At 45.7% G+C, this 26,354-nt stretch carries 29 protein-coding genes; 8 read left to right on the top strand and 21 right to left on the bottom strand.

Features of this window, described 5'->3' with window-relative positions; all coding sequences use genetic code 11:
• Positions 1 to 30 precede the first annotated feature (30 nt).
• The 5 genes from MOC09_RS08120 to MOC09_RS08140 form a co-directional block, all read right to left on the bottom strand.
• Positions 31 to 1,020, bottom strand: coding sequence for a glycosyltransferase family 2 protein (locus MOC09_RS08120; protein WP_268360262.1), 990 nt, complete (start codon positions 1,018 to 1,020; stop codon positions 31 to 33).
• 234 nt (positions 1,021 to 1,254) lie between these two features.
• The gene (locus MOC09_RS08125) at positions 1,255 to 2,112 is read right to left on the bottom strand and encodes an alpha/beta fold hydrolase (RefSeq protein WP_268357827.1); all 858 of its coding nucleotides are present in this window, start codon (positions 2,110 to 2,112) and stop codon (positions 1,255 to 1,257) included.
• A complete protein-coding gene (locus tag MOC09_RS08130) occupies positions 2,099 to 2,431 on the bottom strand; it encodes an SdpI family protein (protein WP_268370155.1) in 333 nt (110 codons plus the stop codon). Before MOC09_RS08130 ends, MOC09_RS08125 begins: the two co-directional genes overlap by 14 nt.
• 84 nt (positions 2,432 to 2,515) lie before the next feature.
• The gene (locus MOC09_RS08135; RefSeq protein WP_268357829.1) at positions 2,516 to 3,034 is read right to left on the bottom strand and encodes an SH3 domain-containing protein; all 519 of its coding nucleotides are present in this window, start codon (positions 3,032 to 3,034) and stop codon (positions 2,516 to 2,518) included.
• Between the two features lie 144 nt (positions 3,035 to 3,178).
• Positions 3,179 to 3,448, bottom strand: coding sequence for a YfhJ family protein (locus tag MOC09_RS08140; RefSeq protein WP_268357830.1), 270 nt, complete (start codon positions 3,446 to 3,448; stop codon positions 3,179 to 3,181).
• Positions 3,449 to 3,572: 124 nt separating this feature from the next.
• Between MOC09_RS08140 and MOC09_RS08145 the strand changes: the two genes are divergently transcribed.
• Complete coding sequence (locus MOC09_RS08145; protein WP_003223241.1) at positions 3,573 to 3,725, top strand: small, acid-soluble spore protein K; 153 nt, start codon at positions 3,573 to 3,575, stop codon at positions 3,723 to 3,725.
• A 30-nt stretch (positions 3,726 to 3,755) separates the two neighbouring features.
• Here MOC09_RS08145 and MOC09_RS08150 read toward each other — a convergent pair whose 3' ends face one another.
• From MOC09_RS08150 to recX, 3 genes are all read right to left on the bottom strand, one after another.
• Positions 3,756 to 4,949 (bottom strand): MFS transporter, encoded by a 1,194-nt coding sequence (locus MOC09_RS08150; protein WP_268367258.1) that lies wholly within the window; start codon positions 4,947 to 4,949, stop codon positions 3,756 to 3,758.
• A 142-nt stretch (positions 4,950 to 5,091) separates the two neighbouring features.
• Positions 5,092 to 5,406 carry a YfhH family protein gene (locus tag MOC09_RS08155; RefSeq protein WP_268357833.1) on the bottom strand — a complete coding sequence of 105 codons (315 nt, stop codon included), beginning with the start codon at positions 5,404 to 5,406 and terminating at the stop codon, positions 5,092 to 5,094.
• Positions 5,407 to 5,412: 6 nt separating this feature from the next.
• Complete coding sequence (gene recX, locus MOC09_RS08160; RefSeq protein WP_268357835.1) at positions 5,413 to 6,204, bottom strand: recombination regulator RecX; 792 nt, start codon at positions 6,202 to 6,204, stop codon at positions 5,413 to 5,415.
• A gap of 88 nt (positions 6,205 to 6,292) precedes the next feature.
• Between recX and MOC09_RS08165 the strand changes: the two genes are divergently transcribed.
• The 3 genes from MOC09_RS08165 (at position 6,293) to MOC09_RS08175 (ending at position 7,627) form a co-directional block, all read left to right on the top strand.
• Positions 6,293 to 7,204 (top strand): TIGR01777 family oxidoreductase, encoded by a 912-nt coding sequence (locus MOC09_RS08165; protein WP_268357837.1) that lies wholly within the window; start codon positions 6,293 to 6,295, stop codon positions 7,202 to 7,204.
• A gap of 54 nt (positions 7,205 to 7,258) precedes the next feature.
• The gene (locus MOC09_RS08170; RefSeq protein ID WP_003223230.1) at positions 7,259 to 7,369 is read left to right on the top strand and encodes a YfhE family protein; all 111 of its coding nucleotides are present in this window, start codon (positions 7,259 to 7,261) and stop codon (positions 7,367 to 7,369) included.
• A gap of 66 nt (positions 7,370 to 7,435) precedes the next feature.
• Positions 7,436 to 7,627, top strand: a complete 192-nt coding sequence (locus tag MOC09_RS08175; RefSeq protein ID WP_087992610.1) for a YfhD family protein — start codon at positions 7,436 to 7,438, stop codon at positions 7,625 to 7,627.
• 38 nt (positions 7,628 to 7,665) lie between these two features.
• On the opposite strand, the gene MOC09_RS08180 is transcribed toward MOC09_RS08175, so the two are convergent.
• The 4 genes from MOC09_RS08180 to MOC09_RS08195 all read right to left on the bottom strand — a co-directional run bounded on the left by MOC09_RS08180 (position 7,666) and on the right by MOC09_RS08195 (position 11,365).
• Positions 7,666 to 8,250, bottom strand: coding sequence for a nitroreductase family protein (locus MOC09_RS08180; RefSeq protein WP_268370157.1), 585 nt, complete (start codon positions 8,248 to 8,250; stop codon positions 7,666 to 7,668).
• Positions 8,251 to 8,337: 87 nt separating this feature from the next.
• Positions 8,338 to 9,219 (bottom strand): PhzF family phenazine biosynthesis isomerase, encoded by an 882-nt coding sequence (locus tag MOC09_RS08185; protein WP_268370158.1) that lies wholly within the window; start codon positions 9,217 to 9,219, stop codon positions 8,338 to 8,340.
• A 116-nt stretch (positions 9,220 to 9,335) separates the two neighbouring features.
• Positions 9,336 to 10,367, bottom strand: a complete 1,032-nt coding sequence (locus MOC09_RS08190; RefSeq protein WP_268370160.1) for a FecCD family ABC transporter permease — start codon at positions 10,365 to 10,367, stop codon at positions 9,336 to 9,338.
• Positions 10,364 to 11,365 (bottom strand): iron ABC transporter permease, encoded by a 1,002-nt coding sequence (locus tag MOC09_RS08195; RefSeq protein WP_268357842.1) that lies wholly within the window; start codon positions 11,363 to 11,365, stop codon positions 10,364 to 10,366. Before MOC09_RS08195 ends, MOC09_RS08190 begins: the two co-directional genes overlap by 4 nt.
• Positions 11,366 to 11,495: 130 nt before the next feature.
• On the opposite strand from MOC09_RS08195, the gene MOC09_RS08200 reads away from it, so the two are divergent.
• Positions 11,496 to 12,473, top strand: a complete 978-nt coding sequence (locus MOC09_RS08200) for an iron-siderophore ABC transporter substrate-binding protein (protein ID WP_268370161.1) — start codon at positions 11,496 to 11,498, stop codon at positions 12,471 to 12,473.
• Positions 12,474 to 12,486: 13 nt separating this feature from the next.
• Here the strand turns inward: MOC09_RS08200 and mprF are convergent, their stop codons facing one another.
• Positions 12,487 to 15,060 carry a bifunctional lysylphosphatidylglycerol flippase/synthetase MprF gene (gene mprF, locus MOC09_RS08205; RefSeq protein ID WP_268370162.1) on the bottom strand — a complete coding sequence of 858 codons (2,574 nt, stop codon included), beginning with the start codon at positions 15,058 to 15,060 and terminating at the stop codon, positions 12,487 to 12,489.
• 172 nt (positions 15,061 to 15,232) lie between these two features.
• Here mprF and MOC09_RS08210 point away from each other — a divergent pair, with 172 nt between their 5' ends.
• Together MOC09_RS08210 and MOC09_RS08215 are read left to right on the top strand one after the other, a co-directional pair.
• Complete coding sequence (locus MOC09_RS08210; protein WP_268357846.1) at positions 15,233 to 15,715, top strand: MarR family transcriptional regulator; 483 nt, start codon at positions 15,233 to 15,235, stop codon at positions 15,713 to 15,715.
• A gap of 111 nt (positions 15,716 to 15,826) precedes the next feature.
• Entirely contained in the window at positions 15,827 to 17,383 is a 1,557-nt protein-coding gene (locus MOC09_RS08215) for an MFS transporter (protein WP_268370163.1), read from the top strand.
• Here MOC09_RS08215 and bstA read toward each other — a convergent pair.
• From bstA to estB, 3 genes are all read right to left on the bottom strand, one after another.
• Positions 17,380 to 17,916 (bottom strand): bacillithiol transferase BstA, encoded by a 537-nt coding sequence (gene bstA / locus MOC09_RS08220; protein WP_268357848.1) that lies wholly within the window; start codon positions 17,914 to 17,916, stop codon positions 17,380 to 17,382. The two genes, MOC09_RS08215 and bstA, sit on opposite strands and share 4 nt — an antisense overlap.
• A 166-nt stretch (positions 17,917 to 18,082) precedes the next feature.
• The gene (locus tag MOC09_RS08225) at positions 18,083 to 19,177 is read right to left on the bottom strand and encodes an acyltransferase family protein (protein ID WP_268357849.1); all 1,095 of its coding nucleotides are present in this window, start codon (positions 19,175 to 19,177) and stop codon (positions 18,083 to 18,085) included.
• Positions 19,178 to 19,366: 189 nt separating this feature from the next.
• Positions 19,367 to 19,999 (bottom strand): esterase EstB, encoded by a 633-nt coding sequence (estB, locus tag MOC09_RS08230; RefSeq protein WP_268357851.1) that lies wholly within the window; start codon positions 19,997 to 19,999, stop codon positions 19,367 to 19,369.
• A 289-nt stretch (positions 20,000 to 20,288) separates the two neighbouring features.
• On the opposite strand from estB, the gene padR reads away from it, so the two are divergent.
• Positions 20,289 to 20,837, top strand: a complete 549-nt coding sequence (gene padR, locus MOC09_RS08235; RefSeq protein ID WP_268357852.1) for a transcriptional regulator PadR — start codon at positions 20,289 to 20,291, stop codon at positions 20,835 to 20,837.
• Positions 20,838 to 20,920: 83 nt separating this feature from the next.
• Here padR and MOC09_RS08240 read toward each other — a convergent pair whose 3' ends face one another.
• From MOC09_RS08240 to MOC09_RS08260, 5 genes are all read right to left on the bottom strand, one after another.
• Entirely contained in the window at positions 20,921 to 22,078 is a 1,158-nt protein-coding gene (locus tag MOC09_RS08240) for an ABC transporter permease (RefSeq protein WP_268357853.1), read from the bottom strand.
• A 13-nt stretch (positions 22,079 to 22,091) separates the two neighbouring features.
• Positions 22,092 to 23,282, bottom strand: a complete 1,191-nt coding sequence (locus tag MOC09_RS08245; RefSeq protein WP_268370164.1) for an ABC transporter permease — start codon at positions 23,280 to 23,282, stop codon at positions 22,092 to 22,094.
• Between the two features lie 12 nt (positions 23,283 to 23,294).
• The gene (gene lnrL / locus MOC09_RS08250) at positions 23,295 to 24,230 is read right to left on the bottom strand and encodes a linearmycin resistance ATP-binding protein LnrL (protein WP_268357855.1); all 936 of its coding nucleotides are present in this window, start codon (positions 24,228 to 24,230) and stop codon (positions 23,295 to 23,297) included.
• Positions 24,231 to 24,374: 144 nt separating this feature from the next.
• On the bottom strand, positions 24,375 to 25,037 hold the full coding sequence (gene lnrK / locus MOC09_RS08255; RefSeq protein WP_268357857.1) for a two-component system response regulator LnrK: 663 nt from the start codon (positions 25,035 to 25,037) through the stop codon (positions 24,375 to 24,377).
• A complete protein-coding gene (locus MOC09_RS08260) occupies positions 25,034 to 26,236 on the bottom strand; it encodes a sensor histidine kinase (RefSeq protein WP_268370165.1) in 1,203 nt (400 codons plus the stop codon). Before MOC09_RS08260 ends, lnrK begins: the two co-directional genes overlap by 4 nt.
• Positions 26,237 to 26,354: the final 118 nt, after the last annotated feature.

Here is a 26,354-nt window from a genome sequence, read left to right on the forward strand (position 1 = left end):
AAAAAAGCACTGCCAATGGTATTGGTGATTTCAGTGCATTTTTGTCAGACGCCGCACGCTTTTCAATTCGTTCGTTTCAGGCATGTCTTTGTTCGGGATATTCGCTTCTTTAATCAAATAATGCGGGCGTTTTTTTGTTTCATAATAGATTCGGCCAATATATTCCCCTATGATTCCGAGGCTTAACAGCTGTACTCCGCCGAGAAATAACACAGCTGAGATGATAGTGAAATATCCTGGCACAGAAATGCCGTTTGTCAAAATTTTAACAAATGTAGTAATGATATAAATGATGGAAAGCAGCAAAATGAAAATGCCGGTATAAAAGCAAATTCTCAGCGGTTTATGATTAAATGATACAACGCCGTCCATCCCGTAGTTAAACAGGCTGCTGAACGACCATTTGGATGTGCCGTTTTTTCGTTCGACATTTTCATAAAACACAATTTTCTGATCGAAGCCGATCCAGCAAAACAAACCTTTTGAGAAGCGGTTGCCTTCGCTCAGCTTCAAAAGGGCGTTCACGGCTTGGCGGCTCAACAGCCGAAAGTCCCCGACACCGTCACGCAAATCAACCTCCACCGCTTTATTGATGAACTTGTAATACAGAGAGGACAAGAGTGAGCGGACAGGGCTGTCCCCTTTTCTGTTCCTTTGGGCAATGACTTGATCATAGCCTTCTTCATAGCCTTTAATAAAATCCTTCAGCAAATAGGTCGGATGCTGCAGATCGGCGTCCATTACAATAACCGCCTCGCCTTGGGCATGCTCAAAGCCTGCCAGAATCGCGGCTTCTTTTCCGAAGTTTCGAGAAAAAGATATGTATTTTACCCGGCTGCATACGGCGGCCAAGTCTTTGATCTGCTGAAGCGTGTCATCAACACTTCCGTCGTTTATGAAGAAAATTTCATAATCATAATGAATGCTCTTAAATTCCTTTTTCAAAGATTCATGAATGAGCTTGACATTATACCCTTCATTGTAAGACGGGATAATAATTGAGATTAATCCTTGCTTCATTAAGGCACCTTCTTTTTATTATTCTTTTTAAGCATTGCCTTAGGGGAGTTTTTGCACAAATCTTCAGTAAGGCTATTCCTTTTTTTAAAGTCGTTTAAACCTGTTTTTTGTTACATTTTTCAGGTGACATTCATGATTTTTATTGTTATTTTGTCATGTTTAAAACAGACTATGAAAAAAACGCACAGAAAAAGTCTGCCATTATGGCAGACGGATCGAAAGAATCCCGACTCATTACTTTGTAAGATAGTCCATAATCAGCTGATTGACGATGGCTGGTTTTTCGTGGTTAATCCAATGGGAGGCTTCATCTACAAAAATGAGATGTCCATTCGGGCAATGCCTTTCCGTTTCTTTCGCCAGCTTTCTGCTTAAAAAGCGGTCTTCCATTCCCCAGATCATCCGGTAAGGTACTGTTTCGTAAGGGGTTTTCTCTGCAAGGCTTCCCTTTCTGAGGGCTCTGTACCAGTTCAGCATAGCAGTCAGTGCGCCCGGCTGTCGCCACGCTTCTTTGTACCTGCTGACATCCTCAGAAGAAAAAAGCTCTGGACGGTCCGATAATCCAATCGCTTTATCTAATGTTTCATAATCATTTTCCTTTAGCGATGCCTCCGGTATATCGGGCAGCTGGAAGTAAGCGATATACGAGCTTTTCAGCCATTGCGGCGGATAAACCGGTGTTACGGATTTCATGATGTGCGGGTGCGGGATGTTGATGGCAATCAGTTTTTCTAGATATTCCGGTCGTGTGGAAGCCAAATGCCATGCGACAGCACCTCCCCAGTCATGACCGATGACAATCGCTTTTCGCTCTGTGAATTGCGTAATAATGCCAATGATATCATCTCTTAATGTATCAATCCGATATGCCTCAATACCGTCCGGTTTGTCACTGAGATTGTAGCCTCGCTGATCAGGAGCAATGACCCGGTAACCAGCGTCGGCAAGCGGTTTGATTTGATTTTTCCAGCCGTACCAAAACTCAGGAAACCCGTGAAGCAGGACGATTAACGGGCCATCCTCCGGCCCTGCGGCTGCAACATGGAGCGTGATTCCGTTTGTTTTGACAAATTGGCATTTAACTCCGTCCACATATATCTCCTCCTTGACTTTGCGTCATGTTTTTTAGCCTTTTCTCCGTTAGCATAAACGTGATGACACAGGCGGCAAGCAGCAGGATCAGCTGAAAAACGATCCAGTTTGATCTCAGCAGCAAACCCGTTCCCGCAATCACCAACCCTGAAAGGATCATCAATGATGCACTGTAACGGTTCGCTTCATTCCATAATCTATGATCTGTCATTGAGCGTCTCGTTCTGTACCCGTACATACTGTTGATTGATTTAGGAGGAAACAGTTTGATCAGTATACCCGCAATGATCATGAGCCCTCCGCCGACCAAACCAGCCATATCATCATCTCCTTTCTCATTGTTACGTGCAGAAAGAAGAAATGTTTCATCCACAGGCAAAAAGACAAGCCTCTGCCTGCCTTTTTATCGTATTTGTAAATCCTTTGTGTGAATATAGCCTTGGACACCGCCGTAATCAACAAATGCCCAGTTAAAGTCAAAACCGCCGTTGTCACTGAATCCCCATCCGAGTATTGTCACCTCCGTTCCGGATGAGAGTTGTTTGGCTTTTCCGTTTTCGGGTGTCGGTGCATAGAAGGCTGTCTGTTTTACTGTTTTCACTTGGCTTGCGGTTTTCATTAAGAAGTGTGTTGAAATATATGCTTTTTTTCCTTTGAATTGAATTTGAGCCCAATCGGCATTTGCGAATCCATTAACTGTGACTTTTTGTTCTGATGATACAGTGCCAAGAATTTCACCTTTATGATTTGGCTCTGTCCGGACATTCAGCTTTCCTGCTTTTATGATGTAAGAATCGGATGATGGCATGCTGACAGATATGTCGTGAAGGGGCGCAGCTTTTGCTGCGGGAGCGGAATGAAGTGCTGTCAAACCCAGTCCTGCGGCAGCTGTGAAAGCGAGCATCACTTGTTTCTTTTTCATATAAAGCTCCTCCTCGCATTTGACAAGATATAAGTGGTATTCCCTGATTGACCGGCGGGTGAAACCCGTTTTGTTTATTTTTCTCTCTCTGTTAAGTTCATTTTAAGAAAACAAAAAACCTGCCGGATGCTAACGGCAGGTTTTTTAATGCAAAAGGCCTCTGCTTTGGTTTAAGTAATCATTTACATCATGACGGGAGCTTTGGAAAAGGTGAAGCTGGCTGCCATAGTTTTCAATCCATTGCGAAACGATTTTTTCGGTCATTTTTTCACCCTGATAGGCGTGTCCCGCTTTCGCATAGGTGGCTTCGAAATCGCTCCATAACAATTCCACCCATGTCTTTGCCTGTATATAGCTGATCATATCGTTCTTTTCCAGAAGCAGATTTGTCAGTTTCTCAATGTACGTATTCATATGTGCAGTCTCCTTTCTTCAGGAAAAAAATGACGCTTTAAAACGTGTTGTTCTCCATATACTAACCTTACGTCTTCATCTGCAAAGACGCAACTTTTTGATCTCGAACCTAGGGGGAAATGACATGGTCCGGAATAAAGAAAAAGGATTTCCTTACGAAAACGAAAACAAATTTCAGGGCGAACCGAGAGCAAAGGACGATTATGCTTCGAAACGTGCTGACGGATCAATCAATCAGCATCCTCAAGAAAGAATGAGAGCCTCCGGCAAACGGTAAAGAAAACAGCTGCATGCGCTGCAGCTGTTTTTACCCTTTATTGACTTGATATTCGTAGACGCTCTTCTTTTCTGATAAGTGTGAGAAGGTAGAAAGCACAAGTCCGCATGCGGTCATAAGCGCACCTCCTGCAAACAGCCAGGAATAAGAGCCTGTTCCGTTTAAAATCATTCCGCCGATCCATGCACCAAGGGCATTGGCAAGGTTAAAGGCTGATACGCTGACAGCTGCGGCAATGGTTGTGCCGCCCTCAGATGAGGAAATGACCTTTGTTTGCAGAAGAGGCGGCGTGCCGAATGCGCATGCCCCGAATAGGAACGTTGCCACAATGGCTGCAGCCGGGTAAATGGCGATGTAAGGAAATACAGCCAGAACACCGATTAAACCGATCATTACGCCGATCATCGTCCGAGTCAGCAAAGGCAGCGGCACTTTTCCAGCAAAGAAATTCCCTGCAACGCCCCCCAAGCCATACGCAAAGAGGGCGCCTGTAATGCCAACCGTGCTGAATCCGGCTGAATGCCTCAAGATCGGCTCGATAAAGGTGTAGGCGATAAAGACGCCAGAATAGCCTAAAATCGTAATCGCGAAGGAATACAGCACTTGTTTGTGTTTAAATACTCCCCATTCATTCATAAGCATCGGGATCACTTTTGGTTTTCTGTTCGGCACGGCAGCCATAAGGCCTAAGAATCCGATGACACCTAGGGCGGTAATGATAGAAAATACAGCTCTCCAATTCAGGACATCTCCGAGATAAGAGCCGAATGGCACCCCAAGCATCAGAGCCACTGTCAGCCCGCCATTCATTGATGCAGCGGCAGCGGCACGCTTTTCAGGCGGAACCATTTCACTGGCAAATACCATGGCAATCGCGAAGAAAGCGCCGTGAATGGACGCAGATAAAATTCTTGATATGGCCAATACTGCAAAATTAGGCGCGAGCGCACTCATCAGGTTGGAAAGGATAAAAACCGCCATCAGCCCAAGAAGCACAGGCTTTCTCGGAAGCTTGACGGAAATGATGGTGACGATCGGTCCTGTCAAACAAACGCTTGCCGCATAAGCCGTGACGAGAAGACCCGCAGATGAAACCTGTATATGAAAGTCATTGGCAATCGACGTCAAAATACCCATCACCGCGTATTCTGTATAGCCGATTGAAAATGTACAAATCATAAGAACAAATATAATGAATTTTACAGATGGGTTTTTGATACTCAACGTCATCGCCTCCTTTAGTTTTAAAAAACAACGAGTTTCATCTTAAAAGATTTTTGGAGTGAATTCAATGATTTTTTCTTTAAGATTTCGTGTAAATGTGCTGCACAAAAAAAGAGGCTGATAATCAGCCTCCTGTTACGCTTTATTCTTTTTCTTTCAATACTGAAATTGGCAGCGCTTCCTCTTGCTGAGGGGAAGAGGTCCTGTATCCCCATGCGAAAACGCCATTTAAATAACTGATGGTAAACTCGTCCTCAGTGTCTTCCACACGATATGTTTCTCCCGGTGAGTAATCTTCCGGGTTCAGTAAATATGCTTTTGCCATCGTAATTTTCCGTTCGAGCACTGCCAGTTCGTTTATGATTCCATGCTGTTCCGCTTTTCTTGCTTTTTCAGAAAGTGATGCGATTTCGGTATTGAGTTCGTGCGTTGTCATTTGACTGTATCGTTTTTCCATTTTTAGCTACTCCTCTTCCTGCAGAAATTGCTCGATTAAATCGAGTGAGAATCCTTTGCGGAATAAAAATTGTTTCACTTTCATGGCGCTTTCATATGAGCCGTCATAGCGGTATTTTCTAAACGCCTTTTCAGCGTGAAGGCGAAGCGCCTCTTTCTCTGTGTCTTCATCATTTTCATATTCAATCTGCTCAAGCGCCGCGCTGATGACATCAAATGAGTAGCCCTTGCGCTGAAGCTGCAACTGGGCGCGCTGTTTAAGTTCTTTCGTCGAAAGCTTTTTATCTTTTTTGAGAAGCTTTTCAACGTGCTTGACCGCTTCTCTTATCTGATCTTCAAAGGAAAAGGAACTTAGCGCGTCCTTAATTGTATCGTCGTCAATTCCCTTCGCTCTCAGCTCTCTAAACAAAACGTCAGGGCCTTTTCCGTTCGTTTTTTTGTGGGTGCTGACGTAGGCTGCGGCAAATTCCTGGTCGTTTAGGTACTTATAGTCGTTGAGCTTATGGATGACTTCTGCAATGACGGGCGCCGGGGTTTCTTTTTTCTTTAGGTGATCCTTGACCTCTTTTGTTGACCTCATTCGGTAGGATAAAAATTCAAGCGCACGGTTGAAGCCTTTCTTTACTTCATCGCCGTATTGAATCTCAATGATGTCAAGGTCATCAAGCTCTTTTCCCTTTTTGAGCTCAAATTTCACGAGCACATCCGCGTCCACGCTGAAGGCGTATTTATCATCGAGAAAAATATTGAAGCGTTCCGTATTCTTTTTTTGCGTTGATATTTTTGTAATAAACGGCATCTTTATCTCCCTTCTCAGGCCTGAAACGCGTTTTCTTTTATGAAAATGAGGTAAAGTATATTTACCAGAACGATGAGGAGAGATGTTCATGAATATCGCAATAACGGGCGGATCCGGCTTTCTCGGCCAGCATCTGACAGGCGTTCTTACCCGCCAAGGACACCATGTTTATATTTTATCAAGAAACGCAAGGGAAACTGAACAAAAAAATATGACATATGTCCAATGGCTAACAGATGGAGCCGCGCCGGAGCAGGAGCTTCCTCAGATAGATGTCTGGATAAATCTTGCGGGACAATCGATTTTTGGCCGCTGGACAGAGAAAACGAAGCAGCACATTCTCTCCAGCCGTATCAATGCGACGCGTGAAGTGCAGCGGCTTATTCATAAACAGAAGGAGAAGCCGCAGACACTGATCCAAGCCAGTGCCGTGGGTATTTACGGCACAAGCCTAGAGAAAACCTTTACAGAGGATTCTGCAACGTCAGATGAGGATTTTCTCAGTCATACTGCGCACCTGTGGGAAAAGGAAGGACAGAACATTGAGGCGATGGGCATCCGGACAGTTTATGCAAGATTTGGCGTAATGCTTGGAGAAAAAGGCGCTCTCCCGCTTATGGTTCTTCCCTATAAGCTTCTGGCCGGCGGCACAATCGGAACGGGCAGACAGTGGCTGTCGTGGATTCACGTAGAGGATGCGGCCCAGATGATCCGATACGCGATGGAAAACGCCCGCATCTCAGGTCCAATCAATGTCACCGCACCCAACCCTGTGGAAATGAAGCCATTCGGAAAAGCGATTGCACGGGTCAAGCACCGTCCGCACTGGCTCCCTGTTCCAGAATTCTTTTTATCAAAAGCATTGGGTGAAATGAGTCTTCTGATTGTCAAAGGACAGCGCGCTCTCCCAAAAAAAGCGATGACCTCTGGGTTTCGTTTTATCTATTCGGATCTTGAATTTGCACTCTCACAGCTGCTAACGAACCGATTGGCTGTATAAAAACAGAAGGAAGCGTCAACCTTAAGAATAACATGGTTGAAGGAGGTCCTTTTTATGGAAAAGAAGAGGGAGAAGCATCAGCAAGGAGCCAACCTGAAAAAAATGCAGGAAGTTCTTTATTCAGGCGAATTTAAAAAAGCGGAAAAAGCTGCTAAGCGGAAGTAGGAATACATAGCCCCTTAAAGCCAGATACTATGTTTGTTTGATATCACTTTTTAGGGGGAATTTGATATGGGCAGAAATCATATCCACAAAAACCGTGATAAAAACAAACAAAAACTTCCTCAAGTTCCCGATGCATTAAAAAGGGAAACTGACGGCGTTTACGAAGAATATTCAAGCGAGCTTGCTGATGCGAATGACCGCGAAGCGCAAGAGCGTGCGAAAGCAGCCGACAACAGAGCGAAAAAGAAAACCCGTTAATGAAAAACCCCTTGTCTCCGTTTGAGACAGGGGGTTTTTTACATTTCGGTGAAGCGTTCACGGATCGGCGTGCGTTCTTTCACTTTCGGCGCTTCGTCAGGATAGCCCGTTTGTATGATGGCAGCGAATCGTTCATTATCCTGTAAACCAAAGGCTTGATGAACTTCTTTGTCGTAAAGGATTTTTCCGCTTTTCCAAACCATGCCGATTCCTTTTTCCCAGGCAAGAAGCTGAAGGTTTTGGATCAATGAGCTGGTTGCCGCAAAATCATCGTCGCGCGCTCTTTCGTTTTCATCTTCCTGAAACACGACAAGCAAAAAGCCCGGGACGCGTCCAAGTGTGTTTTTGAAGCTTTGAAGCTTTTCCTCTGTCATATCCGGCTTGGATTTCTTAGAGAACGCTGCAAATGTGTTGATCAGGTTTGCTTTTCCTGTCTCACTGGAAACGTAAATAAATCTCCACGGCTCTGTCACTCTATGGTTTGGCGCAAATTTTGCCGTTTCAAGCATGTCAAGAATGACTGCTGAAGGAACTGGCTCCTGTTTAAATTTTCGAATTGATCTTCTGCTGCGTATGATGTCCCGCAGTGCTGAATGCTGATGTATCTGTTCGGTTTGAGGCATACCGTCTCACCTTCCTAAGTAATTGAAAATGATTATCATTTCATAATGATAACGGAAAGTGCATCTTTTTGTAAACCATCATCCGTATTAGATTTTGAGAATACGGGTTTCTGAGTAAACGGCTGTTCCTGTCATGTTCACTTTCACATGGCTGCCGACTTCGTTCATTTCGATCTCCACTTTTCCGTCTTTCCCGATTTCCTGCCCTTGTTCAATGATAAATTCACGCTGCTCAGAATTGCCGTACTGTTTCATATAAGCCCCCATTACGCCGGATGCTGTTCCGGTCACGGGGTCTTCTACCGTTCCCGAATACGGGGATGAAAAGTGGCGTCCGTGCAGGTCGCTGTCGGAATGAACGGTTTCAAAGGTAAACGGGTGAACTGAAGCCTTTGGCAGATCAACTAACACTTCCGGAAATTGCTTGTTATCCGGAACCATTTTTTTGCAAGCTTCTAATGATCGTAGCGGAACGATAGCTGTCCAAATGCCGGTGCTGCCAAACACAATCGGGAGGTCTTCATGAAAATCCGCTTCGGTGATTCCCAATGCGCCGGCAAGTTTTTCCCGATCGCCGGTAAATGGTTTGAATTGCGGAGAAGCCTGTTCAAGCGTGATATGAATGCGGCCGCCTTTTTCAGCAATCTTCACAGGCAGGATACCGGCTTTCGTTTGGATGCTGTACGTTTTTCCGCTCTCCAGCATTCCTTTTTCACATAATGCGTACAGAGAAGCGACTGTTGCATGACCGCACAAATTCATTTCGTGTCCAGGGGTAAAGTAACGGAGTTCAAGATCAGCCGACTCGCTTTTGCGGATAAAGGAGGTTTCTGAATATCCGGCACGCTCAGCTATGGTCTGCATCTCTTCGTCAGTGTAATTGCCCCCCTGCAATACGACGCCTGCAGGGTTTCCTTTGCCGGGACTGCTTGTAAATGCTTCATATTTTAATACCTTTATTTCTTTCACTTGTCTGCCGCCCTTTCTTTATCAATGTCTCTGTCAGTATAGCAAAAATGATTGTGAATTTTCAGTAATTATCAGAAAAACCCATTTTCTTTTTAAGAAAATGGGAGTGCTGACGATCAAGAATTTCTCGTTTTATAGAGCAAATAAATAAAATACGGGGCGCCGATAGCTGCAGTAAAAACGCCGGCTGGCACTTCCACCGGAGCAAATAAGGTTCTGCCGGCGATGTCTGCTGTTAAGATCAGCAAAGCCCCGATGAGTGAAGACACCGGGAGCAGCGCACCATAAGACGAGCCAACGAGCCGCCTTGCAATATGGGGCGCCATCAGCCCGACAAAACCGATTGTGCCGGCCACCGAAACCGCACAGCCCGTAAGAGCCGTACTCAAAAGAAGCAAGAAAAAACGATTTCGCTGCACGGCGCTTCCCGCACCCGCCGCAATATCTTCGCCCAGCATCTGTATATTCATATTTTTTAGCGCAATCATACAAATCAATAAGAGAATGACAGATAAAATAATAGCTATTTTTACATGCTGCCAGTTTGACCCATAAACTGACCCAGTAATATACACATTAGCTTGGGATGCCCGGTAAATCGGGCCTTTGATCATCAGGAGGGTGGTCATCGCTTGTGCCGACATGGAAAATCCGATCCCGATGAGCACCAGCCGAAATGTAGAGGCACCATTTTTGTATGCCAATAAATAGACGACGAGTCCGACTGCTGAGGCGCCGATAAAAGCAACCGCCGGAAGCCATGACAGACTGATCGTAAGTGTACTGCTGCGATCTGAGAAGAACATCATCAAAAGCACAACTGCTACCGCCGCTCCTCCCGTTATTCCGATAATATCCGGAGATGCGAGAGGGTTTCTGACGAGCCCCTGCAATATTGCGCCTGCCGCCGCCAAACAGACGCCGGCGCATAATGCGGTCAAAATTCTTGGCATGCGGAATGACATAATCATCAGTTCGTTCAGCTTCGAACCTGCACCAAAAAATGTTTTTGCCACATCCCAGGGAGGAATAAACCTTTGCCCGAGACCAGCGCTTATGATCAATACAGCTGCAGTTAATCCCAGTAACACAAAAAAGACGATCCATGCTTTTTTTTCAGCCGCGGTAACGCCAAAACGAAGTTTCATAGTTTTGCCCCCCTTCTAGCGATGTACACAAACACAGGCATACCGATTATTGCGGTCATGACCCCGACAGGAACTTCCTGGGGCATAATGATGTATCGCGCACCGATATCCGCCGCAACAAGCAAAATCGCACCCAAAACCGAGGAAAACGGCAGAACCCAGCGATAATCATTGCCGACGATAAATCGGGCAAAATGCGGAATAATGATGCCAATAAAGGAAATAGGCCCGGCAATGGCAACAGCAGATCCGGCAAGCAAAACAACACAAACTGCCATCACACATTTCAGCAGGCCCGTTTTTTGGCCGAGTCCTTTTGCCACATCTTCTCCCATGACGAGGAGATTAATCTTTTGGCCAAGAAAGAAGCAGATCACAAGCGCTGCAGCTGCATACGGGAGCATTGTCATCAGCAGATCCAGACTCCTGCCCTGCACAGAGCCGGTCAGCCAAAATAGCACCTGAGCAAGCTCGAGTTCATTGACAGAAAGCAAGCCTTGGGTGAGAGAAGAAAACATGGCCGCCATGGCAGCCCCCGCCAGCGTCAGTTTGATTGGCGTCAGCCCTTCCCTTCCAAACGATCCTGCGGCATAGACGATCGCGGCGGTAAATGTTGCCCCTAGAAACGAGCTCCATACCAGCGCCTGGGGTGACTGAATATGCAGAAAAAACGATCCGGCAACAATAAAAAACCCGGCACCGGCATTAATCCCGAAAATGCCCGGTGACGCAAGCGGATTTTTTGTGAGCGCCTGCATGAGAGCTCCCGCGGCTGCAAGCGAGGCGCCGACGACTGTCGCAACCAAAGCGCGCGGAAGCCTGACATCCTTGATGATGACATGCTCATTTGTTCCGTTGAAGGAAGTAAACGCCTGATAAACCTGTCCCCATGACGTACCTGTATAGCCGAAAACGACGCTTGCGCAGACAGCCGCCAGTAAAATGAAAATCAGACATACTAACACAATCCATTTTGAAGATGCCTTTTTGCAGATCATGATCTAATTCTCCTAGTTACTTACTATGTAATGTTTGTTTTTGAGAATAATCCTCAATTAGGGATTGACACTCTTAACACTGCTTATTATGATCTAAATGATAATGAATTTCAATATCAGGAGGAAAAAGATGAAAAAGCATATCAGCATGCTATTCGTTATTTTAATGGCCGCTATGGTACTTTCTGCCTGTAATGGTTCAGAAAGTTCAAGCAACAGCGAGGGATCAAGCAATAAAACAAGAACGGTCAAACATGCAATGGGGACATCAGACAACATTCCCGCCAATCCAAAACGGATTGTTGTTTTAACAAATGAAGGAACAGAAGCGCTCTTAGCGCTTGGCATGAAGCCGGTCGGAGCCGTAAAGTCATGGAAGGGCGACCCTTGGTATGACTATCTGAAAGATGACATGAAAGGTGTTAAAAACGTCGGTCTTGAAACAGAACCGAATGTGGAAGCCATCGCAGAATTAGAGCCTGATTTAATTATCGGAAACAAAGTGCGCCAGGAAAAAATTTATGATCAGTTAAACGCAATTGCGCCGACTGTTTTCGCTGAATCTTTAGCCGGGAACTGGAAGGACAACCTGACTCTGTACGCCAACGCGGTGAATAAGGCAGACAAAGGCAAGGAAGTGATTGCCGATTTTGATAAACGCGCTTCTGATTTAAAAGACAAGCTTGGCGACCAGACTGACAAAACCGTTTCTGTCGTACGCTTTTTATCCGGCGAGTCAAGAATCTATTATACCGATTCATTCTCGGGGATTATTTTAGACCAGCTTGGCTTCAAACGCCCTGAAAAACAAGTGGAGCTGTTTAAGAAACAGAAGGACCAATTTACATTCTCAACAGACAGTAAAGAGTCCATTCCTGATATGGATGCAGATGTGCTGTTTTATTTTACATATAAAGCCGATAATGCAAAAGAAAATGAAAAATGGGCCAATCAGTGGACTAGCAGTTCACTATGGAAAAACCTGAAGGCCGTGAAGTCAGGTAATGCCCATGAAGTTGATGATGTGGTGTGGACAACCGCAGGCGGTATTAAAGCCGCAAACTATCTGCTTGATGATATTGAAACCTATTTCTTAAAAACAAAATAAAAAAGGCTCCGTCTTACGAGACGGAGTCTTTTTTGCTTTTGCCGATCAGACGCGTGACGAGGAACATGGTGACAGAAAGAGATCTGTTTTTTCGGTACGCCAAGTATTTGCCGCGCCACTCGGGTTTGTATTTTTCTTTAAAGGCTCTTAGTCCGCTAAAGCTGTACATGTATCTGACATTATTAAAAATGATGGCGGCAAATCTTTCTGACCAGAAGGATGTAAAAGCCGTGCCAACATTGGCCAAGGGCGCCATCCCCATGTTAAACGACGTGAAGCCCTCCTCCTTCGCCCATAAAAACATCCGGATAAACAATGCATCCATAATGCCGTTTGGGGCGTCATCGCGGTAGCGCATCAGATCAACTGATATCTCCCCTTCCTGATACATCGGCATGACATTTGCGAATGCAACGATCTCTCCTTCCGCATTTTTCATGTAGGCGATCGGCGCTTTCTGTAAATAGGAGCGATCAAAAAATCCGAGCGAGAACCCCTTCTCCCTTTTCGGGCCGAGCCATTCGTCAGAGATCTGTTTCAGCTCCTCCAAAAACGCTTCGGAAAATGGGGGATGATCCACATGGAAGGTATATTCCTCCCGTTCAAACCGGTTATTGATAGCCCGGAGGCCGGCTTTTTTCTTCCCTGTCAGGGTAAATGTATTTAAATCCACATAGGCTTCCTCGCCCAGTTTAAAGAAGTTATAGCCAAAATCGTGATACAGCGCCATGTCCTCTCGTTCAATTTGATAGAACAGGACACTGAAGCCTTTTTGATGCGCTTCATTTAGAAATTCTTCCAGAACGAGCGGGAATGATTCTCTTTTGCCTGACGGATCGCCGAGCACGACCAGTCTTCTGGCGATTTTTCCAAACAGCAGCATTGCATTTCCGTCACTTGAAAAATAAAACCGCTTATCTCCAAGAAAGCCGAGATGGCTCAGCGCGTTGCCCCCATTTTCATTTAAAAACGAAGCAAGGCGTTTGGAATCAGCTTTTTCCCCGATGGGTTTTGTCTTCTTATGATACACCATTGTAAATATGAAGAAGAACAGCGGCACGATGATAATTGCCATGATCGTCGCATACGTAATATGAGAATCGCTGTGGACGAAATATTCATGCCGCATCACCTTCTTCATCCGGTCCCAAATGAAACTTGCGATGACGTTGTAGTTAAAGAGCGCCACAGTGAAAAGCGCTACAGCGAAAAGCAGTTGCCCCAGCGTATAGGATGCCTGTTCCCGGACAAATTGTTTTTTCAAAAGCACAAGCAATACAATAATCATCGGCAATACGAATATGGCACTGATATTGAGTCCTTTTAAGAAGCTGAACACAAACCCGCCGACGAGGGCTGTTATCGCCATCGTATAGGATCGTTTTGTCCGTTTATAAAGCTCGATCGGCAAAATCAGCAGAATGAGCGCTGAGCTTAAGGACAGCCCGTTGAACAGCAAAAGCGCCGGGCGCGGAATGTGCGGAATGACGGTAAGCCTGTCAATCGGCAAGGATACTGACGCCAAGACAATCAAGCCGGCAACAAACACAATAAGCGAAAGCGAGCCTTGCAAAATTCTCACTAAGATTGCCCGCTGGACGATAAGCAAAACGTTTGTCGTCTCAATAGCCGGTGCGATGCGCGGGTTCGTTTCGAGCCGTTTCATTGTATTTTCGGTCAGGTCGCCGGCAGCAAAGAACAGTCCGAGACCGAATGGGATAAATGAATAGACGATCCTGTACAAAACAATTGATGTAACAATCGCCTCCTGGTGATAGCCAAGCTGCTCCATCCCGAGCAAAAACAAAAGGTCAAACGAGCCGAAGCCGCCCGGCACGAGGCTGATCATCCCTCCGATCGCCGCAATGACGAATACACCGAACACATACCTCATATCGGCATGAATGCCCATCGCAAACAAAGACAGGTAGATGACGACTCCAGCCATAAGCCATTCGGCAACCGAAGCGCCAATATATGCGAAAATCGGATTTTTCACTTTATCCGCATTCTCTTCATCTTCGCCTTTTTTGCCTTTTATTTTGGACACTGCCAGGGATATTGGCAAAATTAGCGCAAAACCGATAACGACCGCCCACAGCCAAGGCTTTTCATGAATCACTTCATCCACTGGCAGCACTCGTGCAGCGACGAATATGCTGAATACAGATAACCCGAGCAGCATAGATGATGTCAGCCAGGCGATTCCTTTCACAAGGGCCTTATGGTCCTTCGTATGCTCCTTATAAAACATCATTCTTAACCCGACTCCGGCCAAACCGCCAAACCCGAGCACATTATTAAATGAATTGGCGATCCAGGAAACCCTGAATACCTTTCCGTTCGTGATCGATAGGCGCAGCGAGTATTTCAGGACGTAATCATACAGCGACATGGCCGCCACAGCCAGCAAGCCGATCAATACAAGGATGAATAAGTCCGTTCGTTCCAGCCCGTTGATGACCATGAGTGTACGTTTGAATGACAGATTTGTCAGTTCTTTTTTCGATTGATAAATAACAAATAGCAAAACAGCAATAGGAAAAACGATTTTTAACATTGATAAAGCATTTTTTTTAATCAGCAATGGTCTCTCCAATCATATTCTAGTTCGATCTTTTTCCCCCAATAATCTCCAACTCATTATACACTACCGCTATTTTTCGGACAAAGTCCCTAATACAGTTTCTGCTCCCTTTCTTTCAGCAGTGAAAATCGAGTAATATGGTAAAAGGAGCGAATGATGAGGAAGTGATGAAATGGAATATAATTTACATGATACTACAGTCTTAAACGAAAACATTCTTTCATCTGAGGAGCGGGAAATATGGGTGCTCTATATGAAGGTCTTAACCTCTGCCGGACTCGGTGATGTGTCTGAGTGGATGAAGCTGGATATGAGCATGCCGCAGATGAAAGTGCTGATGCTATTAAACAATCACGGAACACTGAAAGTGAGCGACATCGCTGAAAAAATGGGGGCTTCCCTGTCCAATACAACAGGACTGCTTGACCGCCTTGAAAAATCAGGATTTGTCAAACGCTCACATTCTGAAGAAGACCGCCGCTCTGTAGTTATTCAGTTGACAGAAAATGCAAAAAAAATTTTTCGCGGTCTGTATGAAAAGGGCCACCTGAAATTAAAGCGTTCACTGGAACTGCTTTCTCCCGAAGAAAAGCAGGCCGTTTCCGAAGGGCTTTCTATCCTTTCCAAAGCATTGGAAAAAGCAAAAAAGGAATAAGGTTAAAGTCTGTCATCCGCAAACTGCGGGCGCAGGCTTTTTTTATTTGACATTTAGTTCATTTAAAATGAATAATATATTCAAAGTGAATTAAAAAAGGGGATGATGAATATGTCTGAAGCATTAACAGAGCAGAAAAGCCAAAAGTGGGCAATCAGCCTGTTTACGATTGGTGTGTTTATGGCTGCGCTTGATAACGGAATTATTTCGGCTGCTTTAACAACAATAAACGAGTCGTTTGCCGTTTCTCCTTCCTGGGGATCATGGGGCATTACCCTTTATACGCTCGGTCTTAGCGTCAGTGTGCCAATCGTCGGAAAGCTCTCCGACCGCTACGGCAGAAAGAAACTATTTATCATTGAGGTTTGTCTGTTCGGGCTTGGTTCTTTGCTAGTTGCTTTGAGCCAAAGCTTTCCGCTCTTTCTAATCTCTCGGCTGATTCAGGCGCTTGGGGGCGGCGGGATTTTCATCATCGGCAGCTCGCACATTCTCGCGACCCTTCCAAAGAAACAACAGGGGAAGGCGCTGGGGCTGCTTGGCGCGATGAATGGGATGGCTGCTGTGCTCGGTCCAAATATTGGAAGCTTTCTGCTAGATTGGACCGGGTCTTGGCATTGGCTGTTTTTGATTAATTTGCCGATCGCGGTGCTATTGGTTGTTTTCGGTGCACGTTTTATTGCGGAAACAAAAGCGCCTGAAGCTAAACGTCTCGATGCGGCTGGAATCTTCCTTCTGTCCCTGTCGATTTTAGCTGTGATGTACGGCATGACGAATCTTGACGGAGCACATCTTTTAAACAGCTTGGGAGATCCGGAGGTTTATGGGTGTATTCTTTTTGGCATTCTCTGTTTTGCAGGGCTTGTTTGGTTTGAAAAACAGGTTGAAATGCGCGGGGGCGATCCGATTTTGGCGTATTCTCTGCTGCGGAACAGCACGTTTCAGCGCACGCTTATGATCGGTTTGTTATCCGGCGGACTCTTGGCGGCGGTCATTTTTATCCCGTCATATGTTGAGCAGTATTTAGGCGTCCCCGCGGCAAAAGCAGGCTATTGGATGACGCCGCTTGCGTTAGCTTCCGGAATTGGGGCCTGGCTTGGCGGAGTTCTCACAGACAAAAAAGGACCGGTGAAAACCATTGTTCTTTCGGGAATCATTTCATGTGTGGGATTTGCTTTATTTCCGCTCTGGGTGACGGAGAAATGGGAGTTTGTGATCGCAAGTGTGATAGCTGGGATCGGTTTTGGCTTTCTGTTAGGCGCGCCGCTGAACGTCCTTGTATCAGAGGCAGCGAAAACGAATAAGGGCACAGCGCTCGGCACACTTTCATTGGTAAGGCAAATTGGCCTGACATTGGCACCTACTCTTTATGCAGGCTTTATCACAGCCGGGTTTAACCAAATCGACGATGAGATCAGCAGCCGCTTACCGGACAGCGGACATTCAGAAAAGGCGATGCAGATGATTCCGGAAATCAACAGTTCTGATGTTTCTTCTTTACAAGAACAAATCGAACGCATTCCCGTGCCTGAAGTCCAAACCGCGATAAGCGACGCCATTCATGCAAGTATCGCCAGCGGCTATCATCATTTATATGCCGCTGCTGCTGTGATTTCACTGCTGGTGATTGCTGCTATCACTCTTCCGGCTTTCCGCCGGCAAAAGCGTTAAGACCACCCCATCCGTTTGGAAAGTTCCGTAATATGAGCGATATGGTGATGTGAGTGCCAGACATACAGCCCTAGCGCGTTTTCTAGCGTCATGATCTCCTTTGTATCAGGATGGTAAAACCCGCGCTGAAATTGCTGCTTCGTTAGACTGCGGAGAAGAGCCGTCCATCGTCCGTGAAGCTCCTGTAAAAGTGCTAGTGAACCGCTCGGATCTGCTGTTTTCGAGTCCTTTAGCTCTGACCATGCTTTTTCATCATACGGACGGATGGCCGGTGTCTCCTCCGTCAAGCTCAATTTAAAACGAGTATAGCCGTTCATATGACTGTCAGCCAGATGATGAACAACTTGGCGAACGGTCCATCCCCCGTCCCGGTAGGGTGTGTCAAGCTGGCTGGTTGTCAAGCCTTCAACGGCTTGCATCAGTTTGGCCGGCACCTCTTCAAGCGCCTGAATCCATTCTTCTTTCAGCTCCTTCGATACGGATTCCCTCGGCTGGTATTCTCCTATTGGATAGCTTAGATTGGCTGTTGTCATGTATGTTCTCCCTTCGGTTCAATCTTCTCCTTTATTTTACAAGAAAAAGATTGTGCACGTGCATAAATTAAACCCGCTGAAGGTTGAAGGAATGGAGACTGCAATCATAATGTAAACAGAATAACACATTACAAACGGCAGGAGCCTCTCTCCTGCCGCTTATTTTTCACCCCGCGTGATCACGCACTTCTACTGTTACTTTCTTCTGTTTTGGCTGATAGACCTTCCCTACAAATAAATAACCGTATTTACATTTATTCAGCGCCCATGAGGTCAGGATCGGGCCGGCTGTGCACACGGCAAACAACAGGAGAACAGCCGGTACGGCAGGTATTTCGGGCATATTCAAAAGCAGCACGTAGCCGATAATCATAAAATAGGCATGGAGCAGATAAATCGAAAAGGAGTAGTTGCTGATAAACATCATGATTTTCGGCACATGCTTTATTTTAGAAAACAAGTGAAAGCACAGGAAAATCATACTTGTTGAGTACAGCATGATATCGGGCCGTTTTGAGCTGATCATGCCGATTTCACCAACATAAGAAACAGTGACAACCAGCGCGCCAGAAGCAATTGCGGCGCCGTATACCACCCAGCGGTATTGGTTCAGCAGCGTTAAAAAGCGCTTGTACTCTTTTCCGCAATAGTAGGCAAGACAAAAGTAGAAAAGCCAGCCTGCGAACGGAACCCAGAAAAATGGAAACCCCCCGCCCTCTTCAGGAGCAGGAGCAGAAGCAGGACTGACTACAGCGAAATAGCTTAAATATGCCGCTGTCACCACAAATGAAATGGACAGCACCCATTTCAGCGATGCTTTTTTCAGATACTCATGAAACAGCATATGCAGAAAGTAAAATTGAAAAATAACAAGAATGAAGTATCCAATAAAGTTTCCTAAGAATACATTCGCCAGGTACTTTTGCACGAACGCAAGAAAGGTTACCTCTCCCCCCATCGCACTTGTCATCAGCAGCGCATCGACAGCCGCGATAAATAAAAAAGGGACGAAAATCACTTTCCCCCGCTTCTTTAAAAAACCGTCCGGGACCCCGTCAGGATAAGAACGCGCCAGCAAAAATTCAGAGATGAAGATGAAAGCAGGCGTGCTGAACATCAGGAGTGTGCGGAACGAATCAATAGTGTGAGACATATCAGCGAGAGCTTCTGCCTGAAGCATCAGGACCATTGAAATGATATGGAGCAGAACGACACTTAAGCACGAAATGCAGCGGATCATAAAAATTTCTTTAATTTGCATAACAGCGCTCCTTTTATTTCAAATTTTTAGAAATCGATGGTTGTACCTTAACATGTCTGAACCACTTTGGAAAAGTGCCTGATGACATAAATTAGAATATGAATTATAGACTAAGGTCTTAAAAATTCTTGTTTTAGAGAATCGAAAAAACCTGCTGTCTTGTTACAGCAGGTTTTTGGCAATGAACTATTAATTTGTATTAAGGCCTCCGCCATTCAATCCTTCTTTGATATAGCCGTTCACTTGGCTATTAGAAAGCAAGCCAATATGGCCGATGCCATAAAGCTGGATGTTTCTGGCTCCTTGTAAACGAGACAAGCTATTGATTACAATTTCATCATTTAGACTGTAGATAGATGTATAGAGGATTTTCTGATTTGGATCTGTGCCCGGCAGTGCTGTTGATGAAACTAAACCATTAGCCCCTCCAAGCGTTACCACATTTTGAATCTTATTGCCCCCGCCTAAATATTTAATATAATACAGCGTGTTGGCGCCTCCCATACTATGAGCCACAATATCTACTTTTTTGGCTCCCGTTTCTTTTAAAACACGGTCAACATATGCAGCGAGCTGCGGGCCGTTATTTAGGTTGTTCCCTGTTTTATCATAAAAATCAATTGCATACAGTTTGTTGCTTTGCCAGCCTTGAGAAATTAAGTAGTTTTTAATAGCGAAAAAGTTGTATGAGGCACCACTTATTCCATGAACAAGAACAACAGGATTATGTACTGATTCAGCTTTTGCGCTTGACGGCGGCGCGGCTAGAACAGATAGAATCAGTGATAAACAGATAGTGGATGCAAAAAGTATTTTTTTCACGTTTATTTCCCCCTTAAAATGTTTGTACCACCAATTTCCTATTATACATAAAACATCTACTTTGTTAATGTTTTTTTCAGAAAATTAATTATATATATTTTTTTCAAATGATAAATGAAGCTGAATCCCATATTCTTCGATTCATTTCGTACCTATCATCTTTATTTCCCAAGTAGACAGGTTGTGTTCCCTTCCTCCCTTTTCTATAATAAGGGGAATAGGCAGTTAGGATCACAGTTGAGCATTGGCTCATCTTTTTTGTGAAACAGCCATAGACACGGAGGAAAGCATGAGAGTATTAAAATACGCCATATTAGGGCTTTTGCGAAAAGGCGAATTGAGCGGATACGATATTACGAGTTATTTTAAAGAGGAGCTCGGCCAATTTTGGAGCGCCAAGCACAGCCAGATTTATCCTGAGCTCAAAAAGCTGACGGATGAAGGTTTTATCACGTTCCGGACGACAATTCAAGGCACAAAGCTTGAGAAAAAAATGTACACCCTGACAGACAGCGGAAAGCAGGAGCTGCATGACTGGCTGATCCGCCACCAGCCGATACCGGAGACGGTGAAGGATGAATTTATGCTGAAGGCTTATTTCATTTCTTGTCTATCGCGACAGGAGGCTTCTGAGTTGTTCAAAGACCAGCTGCAAAAACGCAAAGCCAAGCTGTCTGATCTGCAGGGAAGCTATGAAAAGCTTATGGCTTCAGCGGAGCCGATGTCGTTTTCTTCACCAGACTTCGGCCACTATCTTGTGCTGACGAAAGCGCTGGAGAGAGAGAAAAATTATGTTTCTTGGCTGGAATCAATTTTAGCTATGATCGATAAGGATTAACCGGGAGCGCCCTTCAGGCTGCACCCATACGAATGCGGTTTACCCACATGCAAAAAAACATCTGCCTAAACGGCAGATGTTTTTTACGCGCGGAGCGCTTTCAGCCCCACTGTGAAGGTAATTGCCGCAAAAGCAAGCAGGATGCCGCAAATCCCGAGAATATCTGTGACGTGCGCGTCGTTTGCGATAATCTCAGTCAGCCCGCTCATCGCCCACTTTTGCGGAAGAAATTCTGCAATAGACTGCATAAATTTCGGCTCAATGTCTATCGGCCAATACATTCCGCTTACCATACATGTTGCGATGACGAATAAGTTGCCGAACGCAAGCTGCTGTTCCGGCGTTCTGACATTGGCCGCAATCACCAATCCGAAGCCGACAACAGTCAGCAGAAAAAGCGACACTAACACAATAACCGCAGCCGGATTCCCCCAGTTAACGCCAAACAGCCAATGGGTTGCGAGAAGCAATATGCCAAATTGAATCCAGCCAATGACGAAGAAGGACAGCACATATCCTGCACCAATTTCCGCTCGGCTGACGGAGGCTGTAAGCAATCTGGACCAGACGCCGTTTTTTCTTGCTTCTAAGATGGTTCCCGTTGCCCCCATCATGGTCAGCATGACAAACAGGATAGAAAAGCCTGCTGCTCTGGAAGCTGTATCACTTATGCCCGTGCCTTCTTTTTTATCACTGAGCGCCTTTTGTTTTACGGCTGGCACTGCATCTTCATGCTCTATTGCGATAACTGATTTATAAGCCGCCTTCCAGTTCTCCCCTGCAGCCTGACCCGCCGCTTTTGCCGCTGCAATCTGAATATTGAGCTTTGCCAATGTGCTTTCTGCGTACTGTTTCGCCATCGGCGCTTCCGACAGCTCCGGGCCGTGGCGGAAGATCAGCTCAGGATGTTTTCCATTTTCCAGCTGTGCTTGGAAGGAGCGGGAAATGACAATGATCCCGGCAATTTTCTTTTGTTTCAGCTTTTCTGATGCTTTGCTTTCAGACATGTTTTCGAACGTATACATCTCATCGTGTGCCGTCAGCTGCTGAATATAATGCTGTGAGAGAATCGTATCATCCTGATCAACGATTGCAAGACGCAGCTTATCATCATTACCGCCAAGCATACTCCCAAATACAAAGGTAAGCAAAAGCGGGGCAGCGAACATCATCAAATAATTCTGCGGTTTCTTGAAAATGAGAGAAAGCTCAATGCCGCAAATGGCTATGATTTTTTTCACTTGGTGTACCTCCTTATCTTGTATGAAGCCGTCTGATACCAAGCACGAGTGAACAAAGGCCGATCGCCGCAAAAAGAAGGACAGGCATTTGAAGGTCAGCCCAGCCTCCCCCTTCCATTAAAGAAAGAAAGCCGTCAAGCGCCCATCGATTTGGCACCGCTTTGGATACAGACTGCAAGACGTCCGGAAATTGGTACAGCGGCAGCATGGACCCGCCGAGAACCGCAAGCAATTGAATACCGAATCCGCCTATCGCATCTGCTGATTTCATATCGCTGATGCACGACGCAAGCAGCATAGAAATGCCGGATACAGCGGCAGCGTAAGAAAGCCCGAGTACACTTACTAACAGCAGATTGCCGCCCCAGTCCACACTAAATACATAGGTTGTGACAATGACAAATATAAAAAACTGTAAGATGGCAAACAGATAGGTTCCGAGCCATTTTCCAAAGAGAATGGCATATTTTTGCGCAGGCGTCAGCAGCATTCTGGCAAGCGTTTCCGTATCCTTTTCCTGTAAGAACGATTTCGCCCCGACTGTCATATGAAACAGCATAAACATGCAAAGCATTGCCGCAGAATAGTATTGAAAACTGGTAACGGCTTTGCTGCCGACTGATTTCTCCGTCACAGTGGGCTTGTTACCCGTTTCTTTTTCGAGCGTCTTGACCAGCTTTTCTGCAAAATGTGAAGGATCAAGCTTTCCTTGCTTGACAGCTTCTGTTTTGCTGAGGTAGTCCATTGAGGCTGACGCGGCTTCCTTTACCGCTCTATATTGCTCTATAAAAGAGCCGGCGGCTGTTTTGATAATGGCGCTTTTTAAGGTTTGATCAGGGTCAGCATAGACAAAAGCTGAAGTTTTGCCGGCTTCCCATTGGCTCGGAATGACGATGCCGACATCGATTTTCTTTTCATCAAGCTGTTTCTTCATTTCATCTTCACTGCCGGCTTGTGTGACCTTTATCGACTTTATTTTTTTGAGTACATCTGTTTTGAACATGTTCGCTGCTTCTGACTGATCAGCTTGGACATAGCCGACTTTGATGTCATCAATCTGGCTGCCTCCGTCAACAACCGATCCAAGCGCCGCCCCTAAAATACACGTTAGGATCAGCGGCATTAAGATAAGCATCATAAATCCTTTTCTGTCCTTGATTCTGATTTTGACATCTTTCCATGCGATCCATATGCTTTTTTTCATAGAAGTCCCTCCTCAATCCCGCAAAGTGCGTCCGGTCAGATTCAGAAATAGGCGCTCCAGATTTGGTTCCTGCACCTGAAGAGACAGCAGATTTATATGGTGGGCAGCGGCTTCAGCAAGCAGACTGGTGACAACCTTCTCATGGCGGGCCGCAGAAATGTCAATTTTGAGCTCTGATTCTTGTACTGTGACATTATTGACATGAGCCAAAGAACGGATCGCAAAAAGAAACGCTTCGTCCATCCCGCTAACCGTGAGCTGAATGATGGTATCGCCTCCAAGACGGCTGCACAAATCGGTTTTTGTACCGATCGCAATCATTTCTCCACGATCTATAATGCCGATCCGGTCGCATAAATACTCGACCTCTTCCATGTAATGGCTCGTATAGATCACTGTCATGCCTGTTTCATTAAGCTGTTTCACCGTTTCTAAAATATGATTTCTCGATTGAGGGTCGATGCCGACAGTCGGTTCATCCATGATCAGCAGCTCTGGCTTATGCATTAAGGCGGCCCCGATGTTGATTCTCCGTTTCATTCCGCCTGAGAACGTTTCAATTTTATCTTTGGCCCGCTCAGTCAGGCCTACATATTCAAGGACCTCTGCCGATCTTTTTTTGGCCTCGCCGTGTGAAAGTCCGTACATTTTCCCCCAAAACATCAGATTCTCAATGGCTGTCAGCGTCGGATATAAAGCAATTTCCTGCGGGACAACGCCGATTTTTTGTTTCGCTTTGGCCGTTTCTTTTCCGATGACATAGCCGCCGACTGTGATGCGCCCGCTGTCATGCGGCACCAGGCCGGAAATCATCGAGATGGTTGTGGACTTTCCCGCTCCGTTTGGGCCGAGCAGCCCGAACGACTCCCCTTTTTGAAGGGAAAAAGAAATGCCTTTCACGATTGTTTTTTTTCCATATGCCTTTTTGATGTTTTCTGCTTGCAGCATGTCGTTTCACTCCTTTTTTAATCCCATTGCCATTGTAGAAAAAAGAGAGGCATGCGGCATGTAGCGGCAGATAGAACATAAGGCATGAAAAAAAGGCCTGGAAAAAGGCCTTTTCAAAGAAACGCATATGCTGAACGTCATATGTCAAAAGACAGATATACCATATCTGACGGAATAGATGGCGGCTTGGGTTCTGTCTCTGACAGACAGCTTGCTGATAATGCTTGAAACGTGATTTTTTACTGTACCTTCTGTAATGAACAGCTTTTCGGCAATTTCTTTGTTATTCAGCCCGTACCCCAGCTCAGCCAGAACTTCCATTTCACGCTCGGTCAGGTCGAAGAGCTCCTTAGGTTTTTCTATCTCGTTTATTCCTTTCAGCTGTTTTTCACGCTTCCATTCATTCAGCATTTGGGCAGTCAGTTCCGGAGGAAGCACCATTCCGCCCGAATGAACAGTCATCACTGCTTTTACAATCGTATCTGCCGACATATCCTTCAGCAGATACCCGCTCGCACCTTCTTCAAGCGCTTCTGCAATCAGCTCTGAATCCTTGAAGGTCGTCAGCATCAAAACCTTTACGCCGGGCAGCGAGCTTGTAATCAATTTTGTTCCTTCAACTCCGTTGGACACCGGCATTCGGATATCCATTAACACAATATCCGGCTTAAGTTCCTTCGCCTTTTCGTAGGCTTCCTGTCCGTTTCGCGCCGTGGCGATGACATCGAGCTCGTCTCTGAGCTGAAGCAAGGAGGCCAGCCCTTCTCTGACGATATCCTGATCGTCGGTAATGATGATCTTAATCATGATAAACTCTCCTTTTGCTGCGCGGGCCCGAAGCTCCATTTTTTATTAGCCAGTGAAAATTCGGCGATTACAGTAAATCCTTTATCCGGTTCGCTCTCAAAACGGATCAATCCCCCATGCTCCGCTGCGCGCTTTTTCATATTCAACAGGCCAAAGCCGAGTGCAGTCTCGGGATTTCCTTTTCCGTCATCCTTAATGACAAGGCGGATGCTGTCCGGTGTGCAGGCAAGCTGGATTGAACAGGCTGTGGCGCCGCCGTGCCGTTTGGCATTGGTCAGTGCTTCCTGCACCGTTCTGACCAAAGTCGGATGAAGAGACAGCGGGATCATTGCAGGATCACCGCTGACCGCAAATTCGGCTGCAACTCCCGCATTCTTGTAAAAGTCTTCTGTCAGCTGTTTTAGGGATTCAATTAATGAAGGACTGTTTTCCGTTTGCAGAGTGCGCACTGATAAGCGGACATCATCAAGCGCTTCACGTGCCAGCGTTTCACATATCCCGACCGTCTCCTCCGCTTTTTGGCCGTCTCTTTTTTGCCATTCACGAAGAAGCTGCAGCTGAACGAGAAGAGCCGTCATTTTATGCCCCACTGTATCATGGATGTCCCTTGCCATTCTGTTCCGCTCGTGAATGGCGGTCAGCTCTTCAACCTGTTTCGCATATAAATGCAGCTCCTGGTGTGCAGCAGACAGCGCCAGGTGGGACTCCGTCAGTTCCTGATACTGCTGTTTTGCCGTTTCCTCCGCATCCATCAGCTTGCGGATTAATTTGCCTACGACTCCGCAGAAGACAACAAATGTCATGCTGATACAATGATCCATCACATATTCATCACCGAACATACGATATGTGCGAATGAGAACAATCAGCCACATCATAAAACAAAAACAAAGGACAAACCACACAGTTTTGCGGTCAAATCCCTTCAGAAAAAAGGTAACAGCAACCGGGCTGAGCAATGTAATATATAAACCTGTACCCGGAAACATGAAACCGAACGAAAAGCCAACTGCAATATCAATGAGGCAAAACAAGATGCCATATTTCTCTACTCTTAATATAAGATGATTTGCTAAGAAAACACCCGCACCCGCAGCTATGAACAAATACTCATACCATCGGTCGTCCTCTACAAGGAAAAAATAAACCGAACAGCTTACCATTAAGGTGAAAATTCTAGTAAATATAAGAGCCTTCACGCCCATCACTCCCGAATACCCAATTCCCTTTTTATCATACCTGCCTCAAGGCATTTTTGACAGGAGTTTCCGGAAAATAAAAAATCCCCTAGCTGTTTTTTCAGCAAAGGGGATTATA

Origin of the sequence: Bacillus sp. N12A5 (genome assembly GCF_026790125.1) — a bacterium.
Taxonomy (GTDB): domain Bacteria; phylum Bacillota; class Bacilli; order Bacillales; family Bacillaceae; genus Bacillus.